At 41.7% G+C, this 16406-nt stretch carries 10 protein-coding genes, 3 tRNA genes and 1 pseudogene; all 14 read left to right on the top strand.

All coding sequences use genetic code 11. From position 1 onward, the window contains the following. The first annotated feature begins 162 nt into the window (after positions 1-162). The 14 genes and pseudogenes from ptsP to EGC86_RS18355 all read left to right on the top strand — a co-directional run bounded on the left by ptsP (position 163) and on the right by EGC86_RS18355 (position 15861). Positions 163-2754: a phosphoenolpyruvate--protein phosphotransferase gene (gene ptsP, locus EGC86_RS18420; RefSeq protein ID WP_207893060.1), complete on the top strand. Its 2592-nt coding sequence runs from the start codon at positions 163-165 to the stop codon at positions 2752-2754. A gap of 37 nt (positions 2755-2791) precedes the next feature. Next, positions 2792-4543, top strand: a complete 1752-nt coding sequence (gene ptsG, locus EGC86_RS18415) for a PTS glucose transporter subunit IIBC (RefSeq protein ID WP_123778522.1) — start codon at positions 2792-2794, stop codon at positions 4541-4543. Between the two features lie 421 nt (positions 4544-4964). Next, positions 4965-6800 carry a PKD domain-containing protein gene (locus EGC86_RS18410; RefSeq protein WP_123778521.1) on the top strand — a complete coding sequence of 612 codons (1836 nt, stop codon included), beginning with the start codon at positions 4965-4967 and terminating at the stop codon, positions 6798-6800. 512 nt (positions 6801-7312) lie between these two features. Beyond that, positions 7313-7732: a secondary thiamine-phosphate synthase enzyme YjbQ gene (locus EGC86_RS18405; RefSeq protein ID WP_123778520.1), complete on the top strand. Its 420-nt coding sequence runs from the start codon at positions 7313-7315 to the stop codon at positions 7730-7732. A 246-nt stretch (positions 7733-7978) separates the two neighbouring features. Beyond that, positions 7979-8623 carry a UvrY/SirA/GacA family response regulator transcription factor gene (uvrY, locus tag EGC86_RS18400; protein ID WP_011638098.1) on the top strand — a complete coding sequence of 215 codons (645 nt, stop codon included), beginning with the start codon at positions 7979-7981 and terminating at the stop codon, positions 8621-8623. Between the two features lie 44 nt (positions 8624-8667). Further along, entirely contained in the window at positions 8668-10500 is a 1833-nt protein-coding gene (uvrC, locus tag EGC86_RS18395; protein ID WP_123778519.1) for an excinuclease ABC subunit UvrC, read from the top strand. 44 nt (positions 10501-10544) lie between these two features. Further along, positions 10545-11093, top strand: a complete 549-nt coding sequence (gene pgsA / locus EGC86_RS18390; protein WP_011638096.1) for a CDP-diacylglycerol--glycerol-3-phosphate 3-phosphatidyltransferase — start codon at positions 10545-10547, stop codon at positions 11091-11093. A 237-nt stretch (positions 11094-11330) separates the two neighbouring features. Further along, positions 11331-11406: transfer RNA gene (locus tag EGC86_RS18385), tRNA-Gly, on the top strand. Positions 11407-11447: 41 nt separating this feature from the next. After that, positions 11448-11521, top strand: a tRNA-Cys gene (locus tag EGC86_RS18380). Between the two features lie 49 nt (positions 11522-11570). Then, positions 11571-11656, top strand: a tRNA-Leu gene (locus EGC86_RS18375). A gap of 1015 nt (positions 11657-12671) precedes the next feature. Then, positions 12672-13508, top strand: a complete 837-nt coding sequence (locus EGC86_RS18370; RefSeq protein ID WP_123778518.1) for a tyrosine-type recombinase/integrase — start codon at positions 12672-12674, stop codon at positions 13506-13508. Between the two features lie 4 nt (positions 13509-13512). Further along, positions 13513-14620: pseudogene (locus EGC86_RS18365) on the top strand (IS91 family transposase). 372 nt (positions 14621-14992) lie between these two features. Further along, entirely contained in the window at positions 14993-15598 is a 606-nt protein-coding gene (locus EGC86_RS18360) for a DUF3592 domain-containing protein (RefSeq protein ID WP_165872455.1), read from the top strand. 77 nt (positions 15599-15675) lie between these two features. After that, positions 15676-15861 carry a hypothetical protein gene (locus EGC86_RS18355; protein WP_123778516.1) on the top strand — a complete coding sequence of 62 codons (186 nt, stop codon included), beginning with the start codon at positions 15676-15678 and terminating at the stop codon, positions 15859-15861. The last annotated feature ends 545 nt before the right edge of the window (positions 15862-16406 follow it).

Here is a 16406-nt window from a genome sequence, read left to right as displayed (position 1 = left end):
TGGTCTCCTTAAAGACGTTCATTTAGTTGTGCTAATAGTCAGATTGATAAGGGAGTAGTGGGTAATAATGTAAGCAGCAGCTTTTCATTTTTACTATTTTCACTGCAAAAAAAATAAAAATACATTAATATTATGCAGTTAAGTGTTTAATTCGGAGTTCCAATGAATAAAAAAACTTCAACCACAATTCAGTTGCTGGCCCCTTTTACGGGGGTATGCTGTCCACTGAGTCAGGTTCCTGATGCCGCATTTTCCCAAAAGATGGTGGGTGATGGATTAGCGATAGACCCTACTGAAAACATTCTTCACGCTCCATGTGACGCCACCGTTACTCAAATACATCCTTCTAAGCATGCCGTGACTTTATTAACGGCGACAGGCATCGAAATCCTGCTTCATATAGGTGTAGATACCGTTAAGTTGAAAGGCGAAGGATTTACGGCATTAGTGAAAGTGGGTGATGCAGTAAAAGCTAAAACGCCACTGATTGAGCTGGATTTAGATAAAGTGGGCTGCGGTGTAAAAAGTTTGCGTACCGTCATACTGCTCACGGATATGAGCAGAATTATTACGTTAACACCAACGACTGAACAATTTGTCAACGCGGGCGATCTGTTATTTAGTGCTGAGGTATCAGCGGCAACTCGTGCTGTAACAAAGTCAGATGACATGGTTAGCTCTGCGCCAATAGTGGTTATTAATCCAACCGGTATTCATGCTCGGCCTGCTGCTGCCATTGTCACTGCGATTAAAGCATTTGACTGTGACGTGATGATTGATAAAGCAGGCAAGCAAGTAAATGCTCGTAGTGTGGTTGGTCTTATGGGGTTAGACATCGCTTTTGGTGAGCAGATTGTTATTCTCGCTAAAGGTAAAGATCAGCAAGCAGCAATAGCAGCATTATCAGAGGCGATAAGCACAGGTTTAGGTGAAGAGGGCGCCGATGCTTCACTTGTGACTAAGAATGTTGAAAGCGACTTCGATCCTTTTTCCGAACCATCACTACTACTACAAACGAGCCAAGATCCACGTCAGCTTATTGGTGTGGAAGCCTCTCCCGGTCAAGTTAAAGGGCGTTTATATGTGATTAAAGCTGAAGTGCCTAAGTTTGACACTTTTGCCGACGATGCGCAGATTGAACAGCAAACTTTAGACGATGCAATGAAGGTGGCTAATCAAACCTTAGTCGAACTGGTTGAAGAGCTGCATAACAAGGATATGGGGCAAAAAGCCGATATTTTTGTGGCCCACCAAGAGCTAATGTCAGACCCTGATTTGTACGATGACTGTATTATTGAATTACAGCAAGGTAAGTCGGCTCCTTATGCCTGGAGTAAGAGTATTTGTCGCCAAGCGGACAAACTTGCTGGAATGGACAACCCATTACTCGCAGGACGAGCAACAGACCTTATCGACGTTGGTAATCGAGTTTCACGTATTATGGCGGGATTGTCTCAAGATACTATTCCGGCTGAACTCCCTGAAAATACCATTTTAGTCGCCAAAGATTTAACCCCTTCAGATACTGCCAAACTAAACCCCGCATTTGTTAAAGGCATTTGCACCACTTTAGGAGGGGCATCGAGCCACAGTGCTATTTTAGCTAGAGCAATGGGTATTGCTGCTATGGCTGGTGTTGAAGCTAAGATCATGACCTTGCACGGTACTGAGGTGTTACTCGATACAACAAAAGGTTATCTATTATTGTCGCCAACTGAAGCTGAAATGGCGCAACTTGATGTGATTAAAAATGTCGCTGAGCAGCAGAAAGCCTTGGCTTTCGCGCACAAAGATGAGACAGCCGTTACCTTAGATGGAGTGCGATTTGAAATTGCCGGCAATATCGCTAAAGTCAGTGATGCCCAGAAATTAGTTGAAATGGGAGGCGAAGCGGTTGGTTTATTGCGTTCTGAATTCCTTTATCAAGACCAATCAGTTGCACCTTCAGAGGATGATCAGGAACAAGTCTATCGTGCGGTACTGCAAACGTTAGGACAGCGTCCTTTAGTTGTACGTACGTTAGATGTAGGAGGAGATAAGCCGTTAGCCTATTTACCTTTGCCTAAAGAAGATAATCCATTCCTCGGTGAACGTGGTATCCGTGTTGGTTTAGATAAGCCTGCAGTATTACGACAACAAGTTCGCGCACTATTGAAAGCGGCTGATGCAGGAAACTTACGCATTATGTTCCCTATGGTAGCGTCTTTGTTTGAGCTTAAGTTGGCCAAACAAGTCGTTAAAGAAGAAGCCGAAAAATTGGCTATCGATATTAGTGGGATCCAAATTGGCATCATGATTGAAGTGCCATCGGCAGCCGTAATGGCAGATGTGTTGGCCGAACATGTCGACTTTTTCTCCATTGGTACTAATGATTTGACTCAATATACCTTAGCGATTGATCGTGGACACCCTAAGTTAGCCGCCATTGCTGATGGATTGCATCCTGCTGTATTACGCCTGATCGATATGACGGTTAAGGCCGCGCATGCCAAAGGTAAATGGGCTGGCATTTGTGGTGGATTGGCCGGCGAAAAAGATGCTGTGCCAATTTTGGTCGGCTTAGGTATTGATGAACTGTCTGTGAGTGTGCCTTCAATTCCAGAAGTGAAGCATCAAGTGCGTCATTTAAATCAGCAAGCGTGTCAGCTTATCGCTGCTAAAGCGATGAGCTGTGCAGATGCCAAAGATGTTCGAGCATTAATGCGAGATCCTAATACGTTACTTGCCGTTAAAGGCGATATTGAAAAACGTTGATCACTTGGTAATCTATTAAAATTTCTAAGGTTGTATTATGACATCTAAAACAATAACAGCAGCTAAACCGAAGAAGGCTATGATGAGTGGCGCATTTTCGGTTTTACAAAAAGTGGGCAAATCGGTCATGTTGCCGGTTTCCGTATTACCCGTAGCGGGTATCTTATTAGGCGTTGGGAGCGCGGGTTTTAGTGTGCTCCCCGATATCGTCAATGTGTTAATGGTACAAGCGGGCGAAGCCATTTTTAGCAATATGGGATTGCTATTCGCGATAGGTATCGCGTTAGGATTTGCTAAAAATGATGGTGTGGCTGCTATGGCGGCCTTAGTGGGATATGCCATCATGGTTAAAACCATCGGCGTACTTGAACCTGGTACTGATGTGGGCGTGTTTGGCGGTATGATTGCCGGTGCTATTGCTGCAGCGACATTTAACCGTTTCTTTAAAATTCAATTACCTTCATATCTCGGATTCTTCTCAGGTAAACGAAGTGTGCCTATTATTACTGGTTTTGGAGCGATTTTTGCGGGAGTCATCTTATCGTTCATTTGGCCTCCGATAGGCAATGCTATTGCTGCATTTTCCCATTGGGCGGCATATCAAAACCCAACATTAGCCTTTGGTATTTATGGTGTGGTTGAGCGTTCGTTAATTCCAGCCGGTTTACACCATGTATGGAATGTGCCTTTCTTCTTCGAAGCGGGCAATTGTGTTGACAGTTTAGGTAAACCTGCAACAGGTGTATTGACGTGTTATTTGCAAGCGGACGATGCGAGTCGAGCTGCGGGTAATGGCTTCGGTCAACTTGCAGGAGGCTATTTGTTTAAAATGTTTGGTTTACCTGCCGCTGCAATGGCGATTTGGCATACTGCCCGTCCAGAAAATCGTGTCATGGTCGGTAGTATCATGATTTCGGCAGCGTTAACTGCATTCTTAACCGGAATTACTGAACCTATCGAGTTTGCATTTTTATTTGCTGCACCTTTACTTTATGTTGTACACGCGCTGATGGCTGGTTTTGCTTATGTGCTTGTCAATATGCTGGGTGTGGTTCATGGAACCTCTTTCTCTCATGGCTTAATCGATTTTCTTGTTCTTTCGGGGAATTCGCAAAAAATCTGGCTACTGGTAGTGCTAGGTCTCATTTATGCGGCGTTGTATTACGTAGTGTTCAGATTCTTAATTTTGAAGTTCGACTTGAAAACGCCAGGGCGGATGGATGTCGAATTAGAGATCGTTTCATCAGAAGGGACAGAAAGAGCACGTAACTTTATCGAAGCCTTTGGCGGACCAGAGAATCTCGTCAATGTGGATTCTTGTATTACCCGCTTACGGATGGATGTGCGCGATACCAGTAAAGTGGATCAGGCTAGATTGAAGCAGTTAGGCGCCAGTGGCGTATTGATTTCGGGGAATGCAGTACAAGCCATTGTGGGGACTATCGCCGAAGTGTCACGTACCGAAATTGATGAAATGCTCGCGTCGGGTGGTTATCTTGCAGCTACTCCCACGCCTGTAATAGCAACAGCAACGGTTAACATTTCAGCAAAAGATCGCGAGCAAGCTCAAGCTATCCTGCCACTATTGGGTGACGTGAGTTCATGTCGTGCTATTGCTGATAATCGTTTACGCTTAGAAGTGAAAGATGCCAGTCTATTAGACAGTACCGCCCTTCAAGCCCATGGCATTGAAGCTATGTTGGTTTTAAATCTGAACTTGGTTCATTTAATTTTTAGTATGAATACAGCAGGACTAGCCAGCGTGTTAAATGAGACTTTTGCCGACTGAAGCTGTTAAGAAGAGGTGATGCAGTCAGATATATGAGTATTACAATATAGGATGACAGTATTTACCACATGCTGAATAGCTAACAATTGAAGTTGGAAAGGCTTTTTAGGAAAGTGTCCGATTAGCGTTGAAAAGAATAAGCCTCATCAGAAATGATGGGGCTTTTTAATGATTTTAATATGTTCATCATTTTGTGCCTAAAGTTGATGCTTATAAGGTCTCGATTCATCCTCGACATAATGAAAAAACTTAAGTATATGTTTTTATGTTAGTTAACCTTTGTTTTCATTTTCATTTTTTGTTGTCGAAAATAAACCTTGGTGATAGTATTCTTTGTTGTTAACTAAAAATACTCATATTTTGCAACAATTGATTCACTAATAACTAATAATTTAAAATCAAAAAAAGATAAGGATATACAGTGAAATTACATAGGATAGTAACATTAACCACATTACTGGGTTTAACAGCATGTGGTGGTGGAAATGACAGTAGCTCAGATCAAGCCCCATTGACACCGCCCCCGCCCCCGCCGGAAAATATTATTCCGGTTGCTAACATTGCCTCTCTTTCATCAGTAATTTCTTTGACCGAAGTACAATTAAATGGCAGTGCCAGCGTGGATTCCGATGGCCAAATCCAAAGCTATCAATGGCTACAAATTGACAATGGCGCGCCCACGGTTGCGCTTTCTGATGCTACGCAATCTGTAACAGGCTTTATTGCACCTGAAGTACAACTAGATACCGAATTTAGTTTCCAACTGACTGTTACCGATAATGAAGGTGCAACAAACAGCGTTGAAACCCGACTAACTGTATTACCTATCCCTTTACAACAAGGGCATCAGGGGAGAGTGATTGATGGGTATTTAATGGGTGCTACGGTATGGTTAGATATTAACAATAACGGTGTGTTTGATGAAGATGAGCCAAATGATGTCACCGATGCAGGCGGCGAGTATTCGTTGAAATATAATGCCGAGCAACAAGTTTGTGCCACTTTAGTACCGGTAAGAGTAGATGTTCCTGTCGGCGCAATTGATGAAACCGAAGGCGTGGTTACCTCTGCTTATCAACTTATTTATCCTCCGCTTTATGGACAGTTTAATCCTGAACAAGCCGCATATATTACGCCACTAACGTCGGCAGTTTGGGACATGTTATCTTCATCTCCTACGGTTAACAGTACAAACGCAATGGATAGAAATGCCGAGGTTCTTCAAGCTAGTTGTCAACAGCTCATTGACAATCCTCAAAGCCAACTGAATTATGCTTCGCTTATTAATGAAGCCATTGACGATTTTACTCGAAAATCTAACATATCGATTGATGATCTATTCAGCGACTTTATTGAAAATGGGAATCAAGCATTGCAACAGACGGCGCGCCGTTATGTGACAGGGTTAAGCTTAAGTTTGAAGAAGAAAGCTGAACTGTTAACTAATGATGCCTACAAGGACGCGAGTTATATCCGAGTTATTCATTATCTAGATAAAGCACCTGCAGCAGAACAGCTTACTGAAAATGTCTGGTACCGAGATATCGTTGTTTTCTACCCTGACGATAGTCAATTTTTCTCAGAGTCGGCAAGAATGGAAAGCGATGATAATGGCGACGTAACTGATGCCGTTCTATATGTCTATTATCGCCGTCATAACAACGCATTTTCATGGGGGGACAATGGCAGGTACATCGCTAGTTATGATGAGCGAAATACCGCTGATGGTCAGTTAGAGACTTGTTTTAATAACGAAAGTGTTATGGTTACTCATGACGTCGAACTCGTACCGGTACAATTTACACTAAGCAATACCTACTCAACAGATACTGGTGAGTGTCAATTCACGGCCGATATTTTTACTCAAGCTTATGAGCGTGTTTATTACGTTGATTATAGCGAAAACAATATTAATTATCTTATGCAGTTTTCACAATTTAAAACTAATGGGGCGTTTGCAACGCTTAATGATTGGGTTAATTTACAAGACCGTTCTGCAGAATATTCAACCACAGAATTAGTCACTTTATTAACTGATTATGGTTATATATTTACAGATGATACTGGCTTACAAGATGCTGACTTTAGTTGGTATAAACGTAAAACAGACGACTCTCAAGAGCATAGGGTAACCACCGAGAAAAACTATGATGCAAGTACTGGTATGATTAGTTGGACCCAGTTAACTGAGCAAAGTAATAATACTAATATTAAGCAGTGCAGTAAGGATGGTATTACTTGGGGAGCATGTACGTAGCAATCATTTTGCTAATGCATTAATCAGATTTTGTGAAGCCCTTACATCAATAAAGATGTAAGGGCTTTATTATTTGCCGTTGGTGCAATTTTTTTGTATATATGTCAGTGCTATAAACTTGTCACAGTATATTTATGCCGTTGCTTTTGGCGTTATTGGTAGCTGATTTTAAATTTATTATTATCATATTGTTTTTATTGTATTCATCACTTGGGCGTACCCGCTCTATGCTGCTGTGTATTTAAATACAATCACTCACAATCGTGACGTTTACTCCACTTTTAGTGTTAAGGCTCAAAACATCTGTTTTAGTGGTAAATATTGATGTTACTATTTATTGGGCGTTTGTTCGGTAAATGGTAGGTAAATTGCGTGAAAATCAATGCAAGATGTTTCAAACGTAACCCTAATCAGGTGTATAATTTACCATTATTCCGCCAAAAGTATTGTCGATGATAAGCTACATAATTGCTGATCTACCTGCAAATGTCGTTTAAAGAAGGATTTATTTGATGTGGTTACAACGAGAGATGACACTTAATCCTCAGCAGCGTGGATTTCATTTAATTACTGATGAAGTGATAGCGCAGCTGCCTGAGCTAAGAGGTATCAATGTTGGCTTATTACATGTGTTTATCCAGCATACTTCAGCATCACTGGCGATAAACGAAAATGCGGATCCTACGGTCCGTGGTGATTTGGAACGGCATTTTAATATACTCGCACCCGAAGGTGCACCATACTTCCAGCATACCTATGAAGGTGCAGATGATATGCCTGCTCATATCAAGTCGACGTTGATTGGTTCTTGTCAGTCTATACCGATTACCAATGGGCATTTGAACTTGGGTATTTGGCAAGGTTTATATTTATGTGAACATCGCGATTATGCATCGGCTCGTACCATTATTATCACCTTGCAGGGTGAATGATTTAAAAAGGTTAAATTGCAATAATAAGGCAACAAAACTGGCTGTTTTATATCCATCTTCACGTTAATAACTGACTTTGCTTGTGTCAGTAAATGTAAAGATGCTAAATTCAGGCAGATAAGTGAGATGTGTAAAATATGCAATGAAACCAGTATTTTTTCGATAAGATTTTACATACAAATTTTCATATATAAAAACGGCCCTAAAATTCAAAAATGAATTACGCATAATAATAGGTGGGTTTACTTGATATCTGTATATTTGGTTGACGACCATGAACTCGTTAGAACGGGCATTCGTCGCATATTGGAAGATGAACGCGGTATTAAAGTCATCGGTGAAGCGCCCGATGGAGAAACCGCTGTACAGTGGTCGCGACAGAATGAAGCTGATGTCATTTTAATGGACATGAATATGCCTGGTATGGGTGGGTTAGAAGCCACCCGTAAGATTTTGCGCTATCAGCCAGACGCTAAAATTATTGTATTAACCGTGCAAACTGAAGACCCTTTTCCGACTAAAGTAATGCAGGCAGGTGCTTCTGGTTACTTAACTAAAGGCTCCACATCGCCAGAAGTATTACGAGCCATTACTCAAGTGGCTCGTGGTCAACGTTATTTGTCGCCAGAAATTGCGCAGCAAATGGCGCTCAGTCAATTTAACCACTCTGACGAGAATCCATTTAGCAGTTTGTCTGAACGTGAATTGCAAATCATGATGATGATTACCAATGGTGAAAAGGTTAATGATATTTCTGAAAAATTAAATTTAAGTCCTAAAACAGTCAATAGTTATCGTTATCGACTATTTGCCAAACTGGGGATCGGCGGTGACGTTGAGTTGACCCGTTTAGCTATCCGTTACAAAATGCTCGATACAGGTTCATTCTAGTCAGGAATAATGTATTCCTCGCAACGCATTAAGTAGCTTCAATCATGCCAAGTGGTTTTAACGCCAAATCTTTTTTAAAAAATGTCACTTCAGCACCTGGTGTTTATCGAATGTACGATAAACACCAACAGGTTATTTATGTTGGTAAAGCCAAAGATCTCAAAAAACGCTTAAGCTCGTATTTTAGAGTCAACATTCCTAATGTCAAAACTCAGGCGCTGGTTTCGCATATCGATAATATTGATGTGACCGTTACTCACAGCGAAACTGACGCGCTATTGCTCGAAAACGATTACATCAAACAGTACATGCCCAAATATAACGTGCTACTGCGTGATGATAAATCTTATCCGTATATTCTATTGAGTGGCCATAAGCACCCTCGACTTGCTTATCATCGTGGTCCCAAGCGTGAAAAAGGCCATTATTTTGGCCCATATCCTAATGGTGGCGCAGTACGTGAAAGTTTGCATTTAATGCAAAAGCTGTTTCCAATCCGTCAATGCGATGACTTATATTATAAATCCAGATCTCGCCCTTGTTTACAGTATCAATTAGATCGTTGCAGTGCGCCTTGCGTGGGGATTGTCAGTGATGAGGAATACAGTGAACAGGTCAAATTAGCCGGTTTATTTTTACGCGGAAAAGACAAACAAGTCATATCACAGCTGGTGGCCAAAATGGAAACCGCTGCAATTGATATGGAATACGAGCGAGCTGCGCAGTATCGTGACCAAATTACCGCATTAAGGCGCGTAGCAGAGCAGCAGGAAGTGTCAAATCATAAAGGTGATATGGATGTCATCGGCGTCGATTACGCCTCTGGTATTGCCTGTTTTCACCTACTGTTTATTCGTGATGGTAAAATTTTTGGCAGTCGCAGCTATTATCCTTCCGTACCAGCAGAAACTGAAATTGAAGAAGTGTTGTCATCATTCCTGGGCCAGTTTTACCTAAATGCCGATATTCAGCGCACGATTCCAAAAGAAGTCATCCTCAGTCATCACTTTGACGGTATAACAGAATTACAAGCGTCGATAGAACACGCATTAGATAAAAAGTTTGAGTTAAAAACGCAAGTAAGAGGCGACAGAGCAAATTTTTTACGCCTTGCCATGACCAATGCCAGTAATGCCGTCGCTACCAAGTTATCGCATAAGAATACCGTAGAACAACGCTTTCAATTACTTGAAGAAGCACTTGAGCTTAATGAACCGATTAAGCGGATGGAATGCTTTGATATTAGTCACACCATGGGCGAAAGCACAGTCGCATCGTGTGTGGTGTTCAATCGTGAAGGGCCACATAAAGCTGATTATCGCCGTTACAACATTACCGGTATTACTGGTGGTGATGATTATGCCGCGATGGAACAAGCTATAAACCGTCGATTTGATAAAATCGATAACAATGGCAAAGTACCCGATTTAGTCTTCATTGATGGCGGTATTGGCCAGTTAAGAGTGGCGCAAACAATTGTCGATGAAAAGTGTGTCAACATTGATCATCCGCCATTGCTCATTTGCGTAACTAAAGGTGAAGGCCGTAAAGCAGGGCTCGAAACGTTTACCGTTGGTGGTAGTGAGCAAACGTTCGAGGTTGCCAGTGACTCACCTGCATTTCATTTGATGCTACACATTCGCGATGAGTCACATCGCTTTGCGATTACCGGACACCGTAATAAACGTCAAAAAACTCGCAATACTTCTACCCTAGAATCCATCGCAGGTGTGGGCCCTAAAAGACGTAAAGCTTTGTTGCAACATTTAGGCGGAATTCAAGAAGTGAAGGGCGCTAGTGTGGCTGAATTGACAAAAGTACCCGGAATTAGCTTAGAAATGGCACAAACAATTCATGATGCATTGCGAGGGGGCTAAAATTAAGGCAAGATTGGCGCTGCTTCTGACAAATTGGTCTTTTTATGCCGTTTAACTTACCTATTGCACTGACACTATTCCGTATTGCTTTGTTACCCGTATTTATAGCGGTATTCTATTTACCATATCCATGGGCACCATTTGTTTCGGCATTTATTTTCTGGTTGGCCGCTTTGACCGATTGGTTAGACGGTTATGCTGCGCGTAAACTTGGTCAACTAACCCGATTTGGCGCTTTTTTAGATCCAGTAGCAGATAAAGTCATGGTGTCGACAGCATTAGTGCTGTTGGTTCAACAAAATGACAATGTGTACTTAACCTTAGCGGCGTTATTTATGATTGGTCGCGAAATTGTTATTTCAGCCTTGCGTGAATGGATGGCCGAAATAGGCAAACGTGGCGTAGTTGCCGTGTCTTGGATTGGTAAATATAAAACTGCCACGCAAATGATCGCCATTATTGGATTGATTTGGAAACCCACACCTTGGCTAACAGATGTCGCTTACGGCTTGTTTTATATTGCCGCAGCACTGACGTTCTGGTCGATGATGAGTTACATTTCAGCAGCTTGGAAAGATTTAACGGCAGAATAGCGTAATAATAGTTCAATAAGATTATTTAGTGCGCAAACAGTCAAAATTGCGTAAATCAATAATTGACACACGAGGTTAATTCGGTAGAATGCCTCCCCGTAGACAAGTGATGAGTCAGCAACAAGCCTTAGGGTTTTATGTTAACTAACACGATTAATGCGACATTAGCTCAGTTGAATAGGTTGAAAGACGATACCTTTCTAGCAGATATAATAAAGCATTGAAACGATTGAATACGCGACATTAGCTCAGTTGGTAGAGCGATACCTTGCCAAGGTATAGGTCATCGGTTCGAACCCGATATGTCGCTCCAATTTCTTATCTTATCCGATGGATTTGAATTTGGTTAAAGATGGCGCGATGGCAGAATGGCTATGCTACGGATTGCAAATCCGTCTATCTCGGTTCGACTCCGGGTCGCGCCTCCACAAAATTGCGTTTAATGGTTACTTTAAGTAACGGTTAAAACAACACTTTGCCCGAGTGGTGGAATCGGTAGACACAAGGGATTTAAAATCCCTCGCTGAATAAGCGTGCCGGTTCAAGTCCGGCCTCGGGTACCATCCTTTAAATACGTAAGTATGGTGTAAAAAAGCCTCAACATTAGTTGGGGCTTTTTTACGTCTGAAATTAATGGTAAAGAATAAAGATGAAATCCCTCACGCTATTTTCTTCAACGGCCTCAAGTTCAGAGTTCAATTTGTCCATTTTCAATTAAGCAGGCCAACACATTTCTGCCCCATTATGTTTTTAAATCATGGCCTGTGGCCACTAACGTCGTGGCGCTTCGCCCACACCAGACCAAGAGGAAATCAACGGCTATTCCCTCTTGGATCACCCTGCCGCCCCGCAACATTTCCAAACAGCGAAAAGGTCGCCATGGGGTAGATCCAGCTTTTAACTTCATTTGAATCCTGCTTAGTCCTTATTCGAAAATGCTAACGCTTCCGATAGGCCATCCCTGGCCAACGAAAGCTAGCCTGACGTCCTGTCAGGCTCACGCTATTTTCTTCAACGGCCTCAATTTTAATGTTGAATCGGTCCATTTCCAAGTCAAGAAAACTAACTGGTTTTTGACCTAAAGTTACTTAGAACCAAAGCTCTATTTAATAATGCTTACCTTCGTTTTCCATACAAAATACAATTGATATAGCTCTTTTACCGATGCCATTCTTACTGCCTAGATTGCATAATCTAATGAACTGGTTTTATATACAGGTATAATGAGATTTGGCTTAATTTAAATCAAACAATTCATTAATTAAGCCTAAAGTCGTAACGTAGGCTTAATTAGAAAAATATAATTGATTGATAATATTGAAAATAAATTTTATTGCTTGTTTTTTGAACGGTATTAACACGCAAGCTCGTTTTGTTTTAGGATGTTGAGAGTGTTTTATCGCTTTACATCAAAGACATAGAGAATGTAGGATGATATAAATCAATAACTTGAACAGCCGACTTTATCGGGCGAGCCGTTCAATAAGCTGTTGAACTAAGCCGCTGCGCGGAGCCCCAAAGCCTGTCATTTGCACCACACTTACCTCAGTGGATTTCCCACTATCAAGGAGGTAAGTCATGTTAGTACAAACCCAATTATTCCATGATGAAATTACGCTTAGGCGCTACTCTGAGCGAACCCGCAAAGCGTATCTATATGCCATTACTAAACTGGCAGAGCACTATCATCAACCCGTTGATACAGTTACCGATACGCAGTTAAGTGATTATTTCCGCTATTTAAACCTTGAAAGGCAACTATCAAGAGCGTCCATTCAGCTTCAGCTGAATGGTATTCACTTTTACTTTGAACACATTTTAAAGCGTCAATTTAGGATTGATGTGTGTTTACCTCGTCCCAGTCAAAAACTGCCGCAAATGCTCAGTAAACAAGATATTGGTCAGTTATTGCAACACTGCCCTAATCAGAAATATCACACCATGATAGCGCTGTGCTATGGCTGTGGATTACGGGTGAGTGAACTGGTGAATATTAAAGTCAGTGATATTGATGGTCAGCGACAGTTACTCAAAGTGTGTCAGGGCAAAGGTGCTAAAGACCGTTTGGTTATCATCTCACCCTCACTGCTTAATTTATTGCGCCATTACTGGCTTAAGTATCATCCGCAAACGTGGCTGTTTGGTGTGCATTACCATGGCAACACCTACCCGTTAGATGTGTCAACCGTGCGTAAAACCCTCAAAAAAGCGGCGTTAGCCGCAGGGATCACCAAACCTTGCAGCCCGCACAGCTTGCGCCATGCCTATGCGACACATCAATTGGCCGCTGGCATGTTACTGAATCAACTCCAACATCAACTGGGTCACAAAAGCATTAAAACCACCGAGCGATATCTGCACTGGTCGCCAGAGCTTGGGCATAAAGGGGGCGATTTACTCGCTGACTTGGGGTGATGAGATGGCGCATTATCACTTGAGTGACATACTGCAAACCCATTACGGTCACTATCAACAACATCATCACCTGAGTCAGCAACAGCGTTTGGTGTCAGCGTATTTTGGCCTGTCGCACAGCTGCACTGGGTCAACAGCAGTGGCAATGTAATCAATGCCACTATCAGCAAAGCGTGTTCTGCTCATGCCGAGATAGGCATTGTCCGCGCTGCCAAGGTAAGCAAACTCAAGAATGGATAGAGAAACAGCAACAGCAAGTACTGCGTTGTCGCTATTTTCATTTGGTGTTTACCTTGCCCCATGAGCTCAACGCGCTCACCCATACCGATGAGCAAGCAAAGCTTGTGTATAGCGCGTTATTTGAAGCGGTGTGGCAAACCTTAAGCCGATTTGGCATGACCCGTAAACACTTACAAGGTCAACTAGGGTGCACTGCCGTACTGCATACATGGGGGCAAACCTTAACCCAGCATATCCACTTACACTGTTTAATCCCAGGTGGCGTGGTCACTGAGCAAGGTCAGTGGCGCGGCGTTAAATCAGACTATTTATTTCCTGTTAAGGCTGTCTCAACCGTGTTCAAAGCTAAGATGTTGGCTGCACTGCGCCAGCGTGAACTCACTATTCCCGACGCCAATAACCTCATCAATAAGACGTGGTGCGTATACAGCAAAGCGTGTTTGTATAAAGCAGAAACCGTAGTGGCTTATCTTGGGCGTTACACCCGCAAAGGTATGCTGCATGAATCACGGCTTAAGGCGGTCACCAAAGAGCGTGTTGATATCAGCTACACCGACTATGTCGATAACCAACGTAAAATCATGCAACTGGCTCCAGAAGAACTCATTAGGCGCTACTTATTACATGTACTGCCTAAAGGCGTGATGCGGATAAGACATTTTGGTTTTTTAGCCAACAGTTGTCGGCGTAAAAGGCTCACCAAAATTAGAGAGCAACTGGGGAGTAAAGTGAAAGACATCCCAGCAGTAATCACTGACGCATTAGGCCACTGGTGTTGTCCACAGTGCGCGAATGGGCGGCTAATGTTTATGGGACTGGTGCCACTGCTAACGATGTTAGCGCGTGAAGCGAAGTTGAAGCTGTCAGGTTAGTCAGATTAAGTGGGGGGATGTCAGCAAATAAAGCAGACTTAGCTAATCTTGGATTAGGTGGGACGATGGCACACGATTTGGTATCGAGAAATCAGTAAATAAGGCAATAATCGAGCAATGGAAAAAGATGGAAGCCAACAAAATCCACCTTAAAAGGTGTAATCAGAACAGACGATTAGCCGAAAGGTTGTACAAAATACCACTACCGTTAAAAAGCAAATTCCTATAGCATAAATCATACCGATTAATATGGATGTGGCATCGGCCAAGTCCAACAAGCGATTTATGCTTTGCAAACAGCGCAACGCATAAATACTAAAACGTTATATGCCCTAAGCAGATGTTCCTTGTTGTTCAAATATGGATGTTAATATGACTAGAAAGCCTAAAAAGGACAATATTAAAATGACTCGGTTTATTTTATATTTTTTTATTTTAGCTATGATTTTTTTTGTTTATTTGATGTCACAAAATATTATAAAATCAATATCAGGTAACATTAAATCAATTAACTGGGTTCAAATGGATGCAACATTGTTAAATGCATCTATTAAAATAACTCAAGGTTCTACTAGCTCGTCAAATCGAACCAGATACACCTATTATGCCCCTCAAATTTCTTATAAATATAATTTTAATGGTATAGCTTGTATAGGCAGTAAAGTAGCGTGGGTAGAAGGTGGAGATGACGGTCCATTGAAAGAGTTAGCTTATAATTTTAAATATCATTTTAAGCATAAAATACCTATCAAAGTTTTTGTAAATCCTGATAAGCCTTGTGAGTCTGTCGTAGATAGAGCTATTCATTGGTCAAAGTTCACTAGTATGGGAATTATACTTATTATTGTTATACTTTTTGCCTGTGGGATTGTTTACCTGTTAGTAAAAACATCAAAAAAGGTAATTGTCGGGCATATAACAAGCCATTCAAGAGGGAAAATTTACAGTTTGCTGTTTTCGCTCCGCTCAACATTTTAGCAAACTATAAATTTCCCCTTAATGGGGCGTTATGTGTTTCGACTATTTACAGTAACTTCAAGGATGAGGAGTCCAAAATGAAATTCAAAAATAAACTTAATCGAGTACAGTTAAGTGCTGTAACTTTATGTTTAGGTACTTCACTAGGCATGTCTATATTTGTTGGGAGCTCATCGCCTTTTATAGGATTAATGCTTGGTACAATTACCGTCGGTGTTTATGTCATGATTCTCTCTGGCCAGTGGAGTGCAAAAAACACATAACACATATGAGCCTTCCACCAGTCAATAGGCGAGCTTAACTTATTTGACTGCTTTTGCAGTCAAATTAAAATCAATCAACGTCATTTAGCTGTCAAATCATCGTTTACAGCAAACACATATAGAGGCTCTCTTAGTGCGATCTTATCGCTGCCTGACTCTTTTCAATCCGTTGAAATATCAGGGGCACTAGACATTTATCGGTTAACCCTAAGATGGCACTATTCAAGTCAGAGGTGCTTTTTGCACAGTTAGTTTCAGGCTCATTTAGGGTGTAAACGACTTTGTTGATTGTATTTATCAATGCGCGCCAATAAGGTGTCTAATCAAGGCAATGTAGCTTAAATAGCATTTGGCATAGTGATGATGGTGAGAAGTCATTGCTTCATTAGCCACATCATTCACGGTCATGCTCGCTTCTCTTTTTAAGAGTATCTAGTTAGACGTTCAGCTCACCTTATTGCGCGACTTATCCTTTTAAGAATCGTTGTTCATCAAACACCGTTTTGTTCTTCAGCATGAAATAGACGCAGCGACCAAGCTTATGT

Origin of the sequence: Shewanella frigidimarina (assembly GCF_003797125.1) — a bacterium.
Taxonomy (GTDB): Bacteria; Pseudomonadota; Gammaproteobacteria; order Enterobacterales; family Shewanellaceae; genus Shewanella; species Shewanella frigidimarina.
This window is presented reverse-complemented; position numbering and strand designations above follow the sequence as displayed.

Bases quoted from the DNA above. Each gene is read 5' to 3' on its own strand.
- ptsP (WP_207893060.1), top strand. From the start codon at position 163: ATGAATAAAAAAACTTCAACCACAATTCAGTTGCTGGCCCCTTTTACG.
- ptsG (WP_123778522.1), top strand. From the start codon at position 2,792: ATGACATCTAAAACAATAACAGCAGCTAAACCGAAGAAGGCTATGATG.
- EGC86_RS18405 (WP_123778520.1), top strand. From the start codon at position 7,313: ATGTGGTTACAACGAGAGATGACACTTAATCCTCAGCAGCGTGGATTT.
- uvrC (WP_123778519.1), top strand. From the start codon at position 8,668: ATGCCAAGTGGTTTTAACGCCAAATCTTTTTTAAAAAATGTCACTTCA.
- pgsA (WP_011638096.1), top strand. From the start codon at position 10,545: ATGCCGTTTAACTTACCTATTGCACTGACACTATTCCGTATTGCTTTG.
- EGC86_RS18370 (WP_123778518.1), top strand. From the start codon at position 12,672: ATGTTAGTACAAACCCAATTATTCCATGATGAAATTACGCTTAGGCGC.
- EGC86_RS18360 (WP_165872455.1), top strand. From the start codon at position 14,993: ATGACTAGAAAGCCTAAAAAGGACAATATTAAAATGACTCGGTTTATT.
- EGC86_RS18355 (WP_123778516.1), top strand. From the start codon at position 15,676: ATGAAATTCAAAAATAAACTTAATCGAGTACAGTTAAGTGCTGTAACT.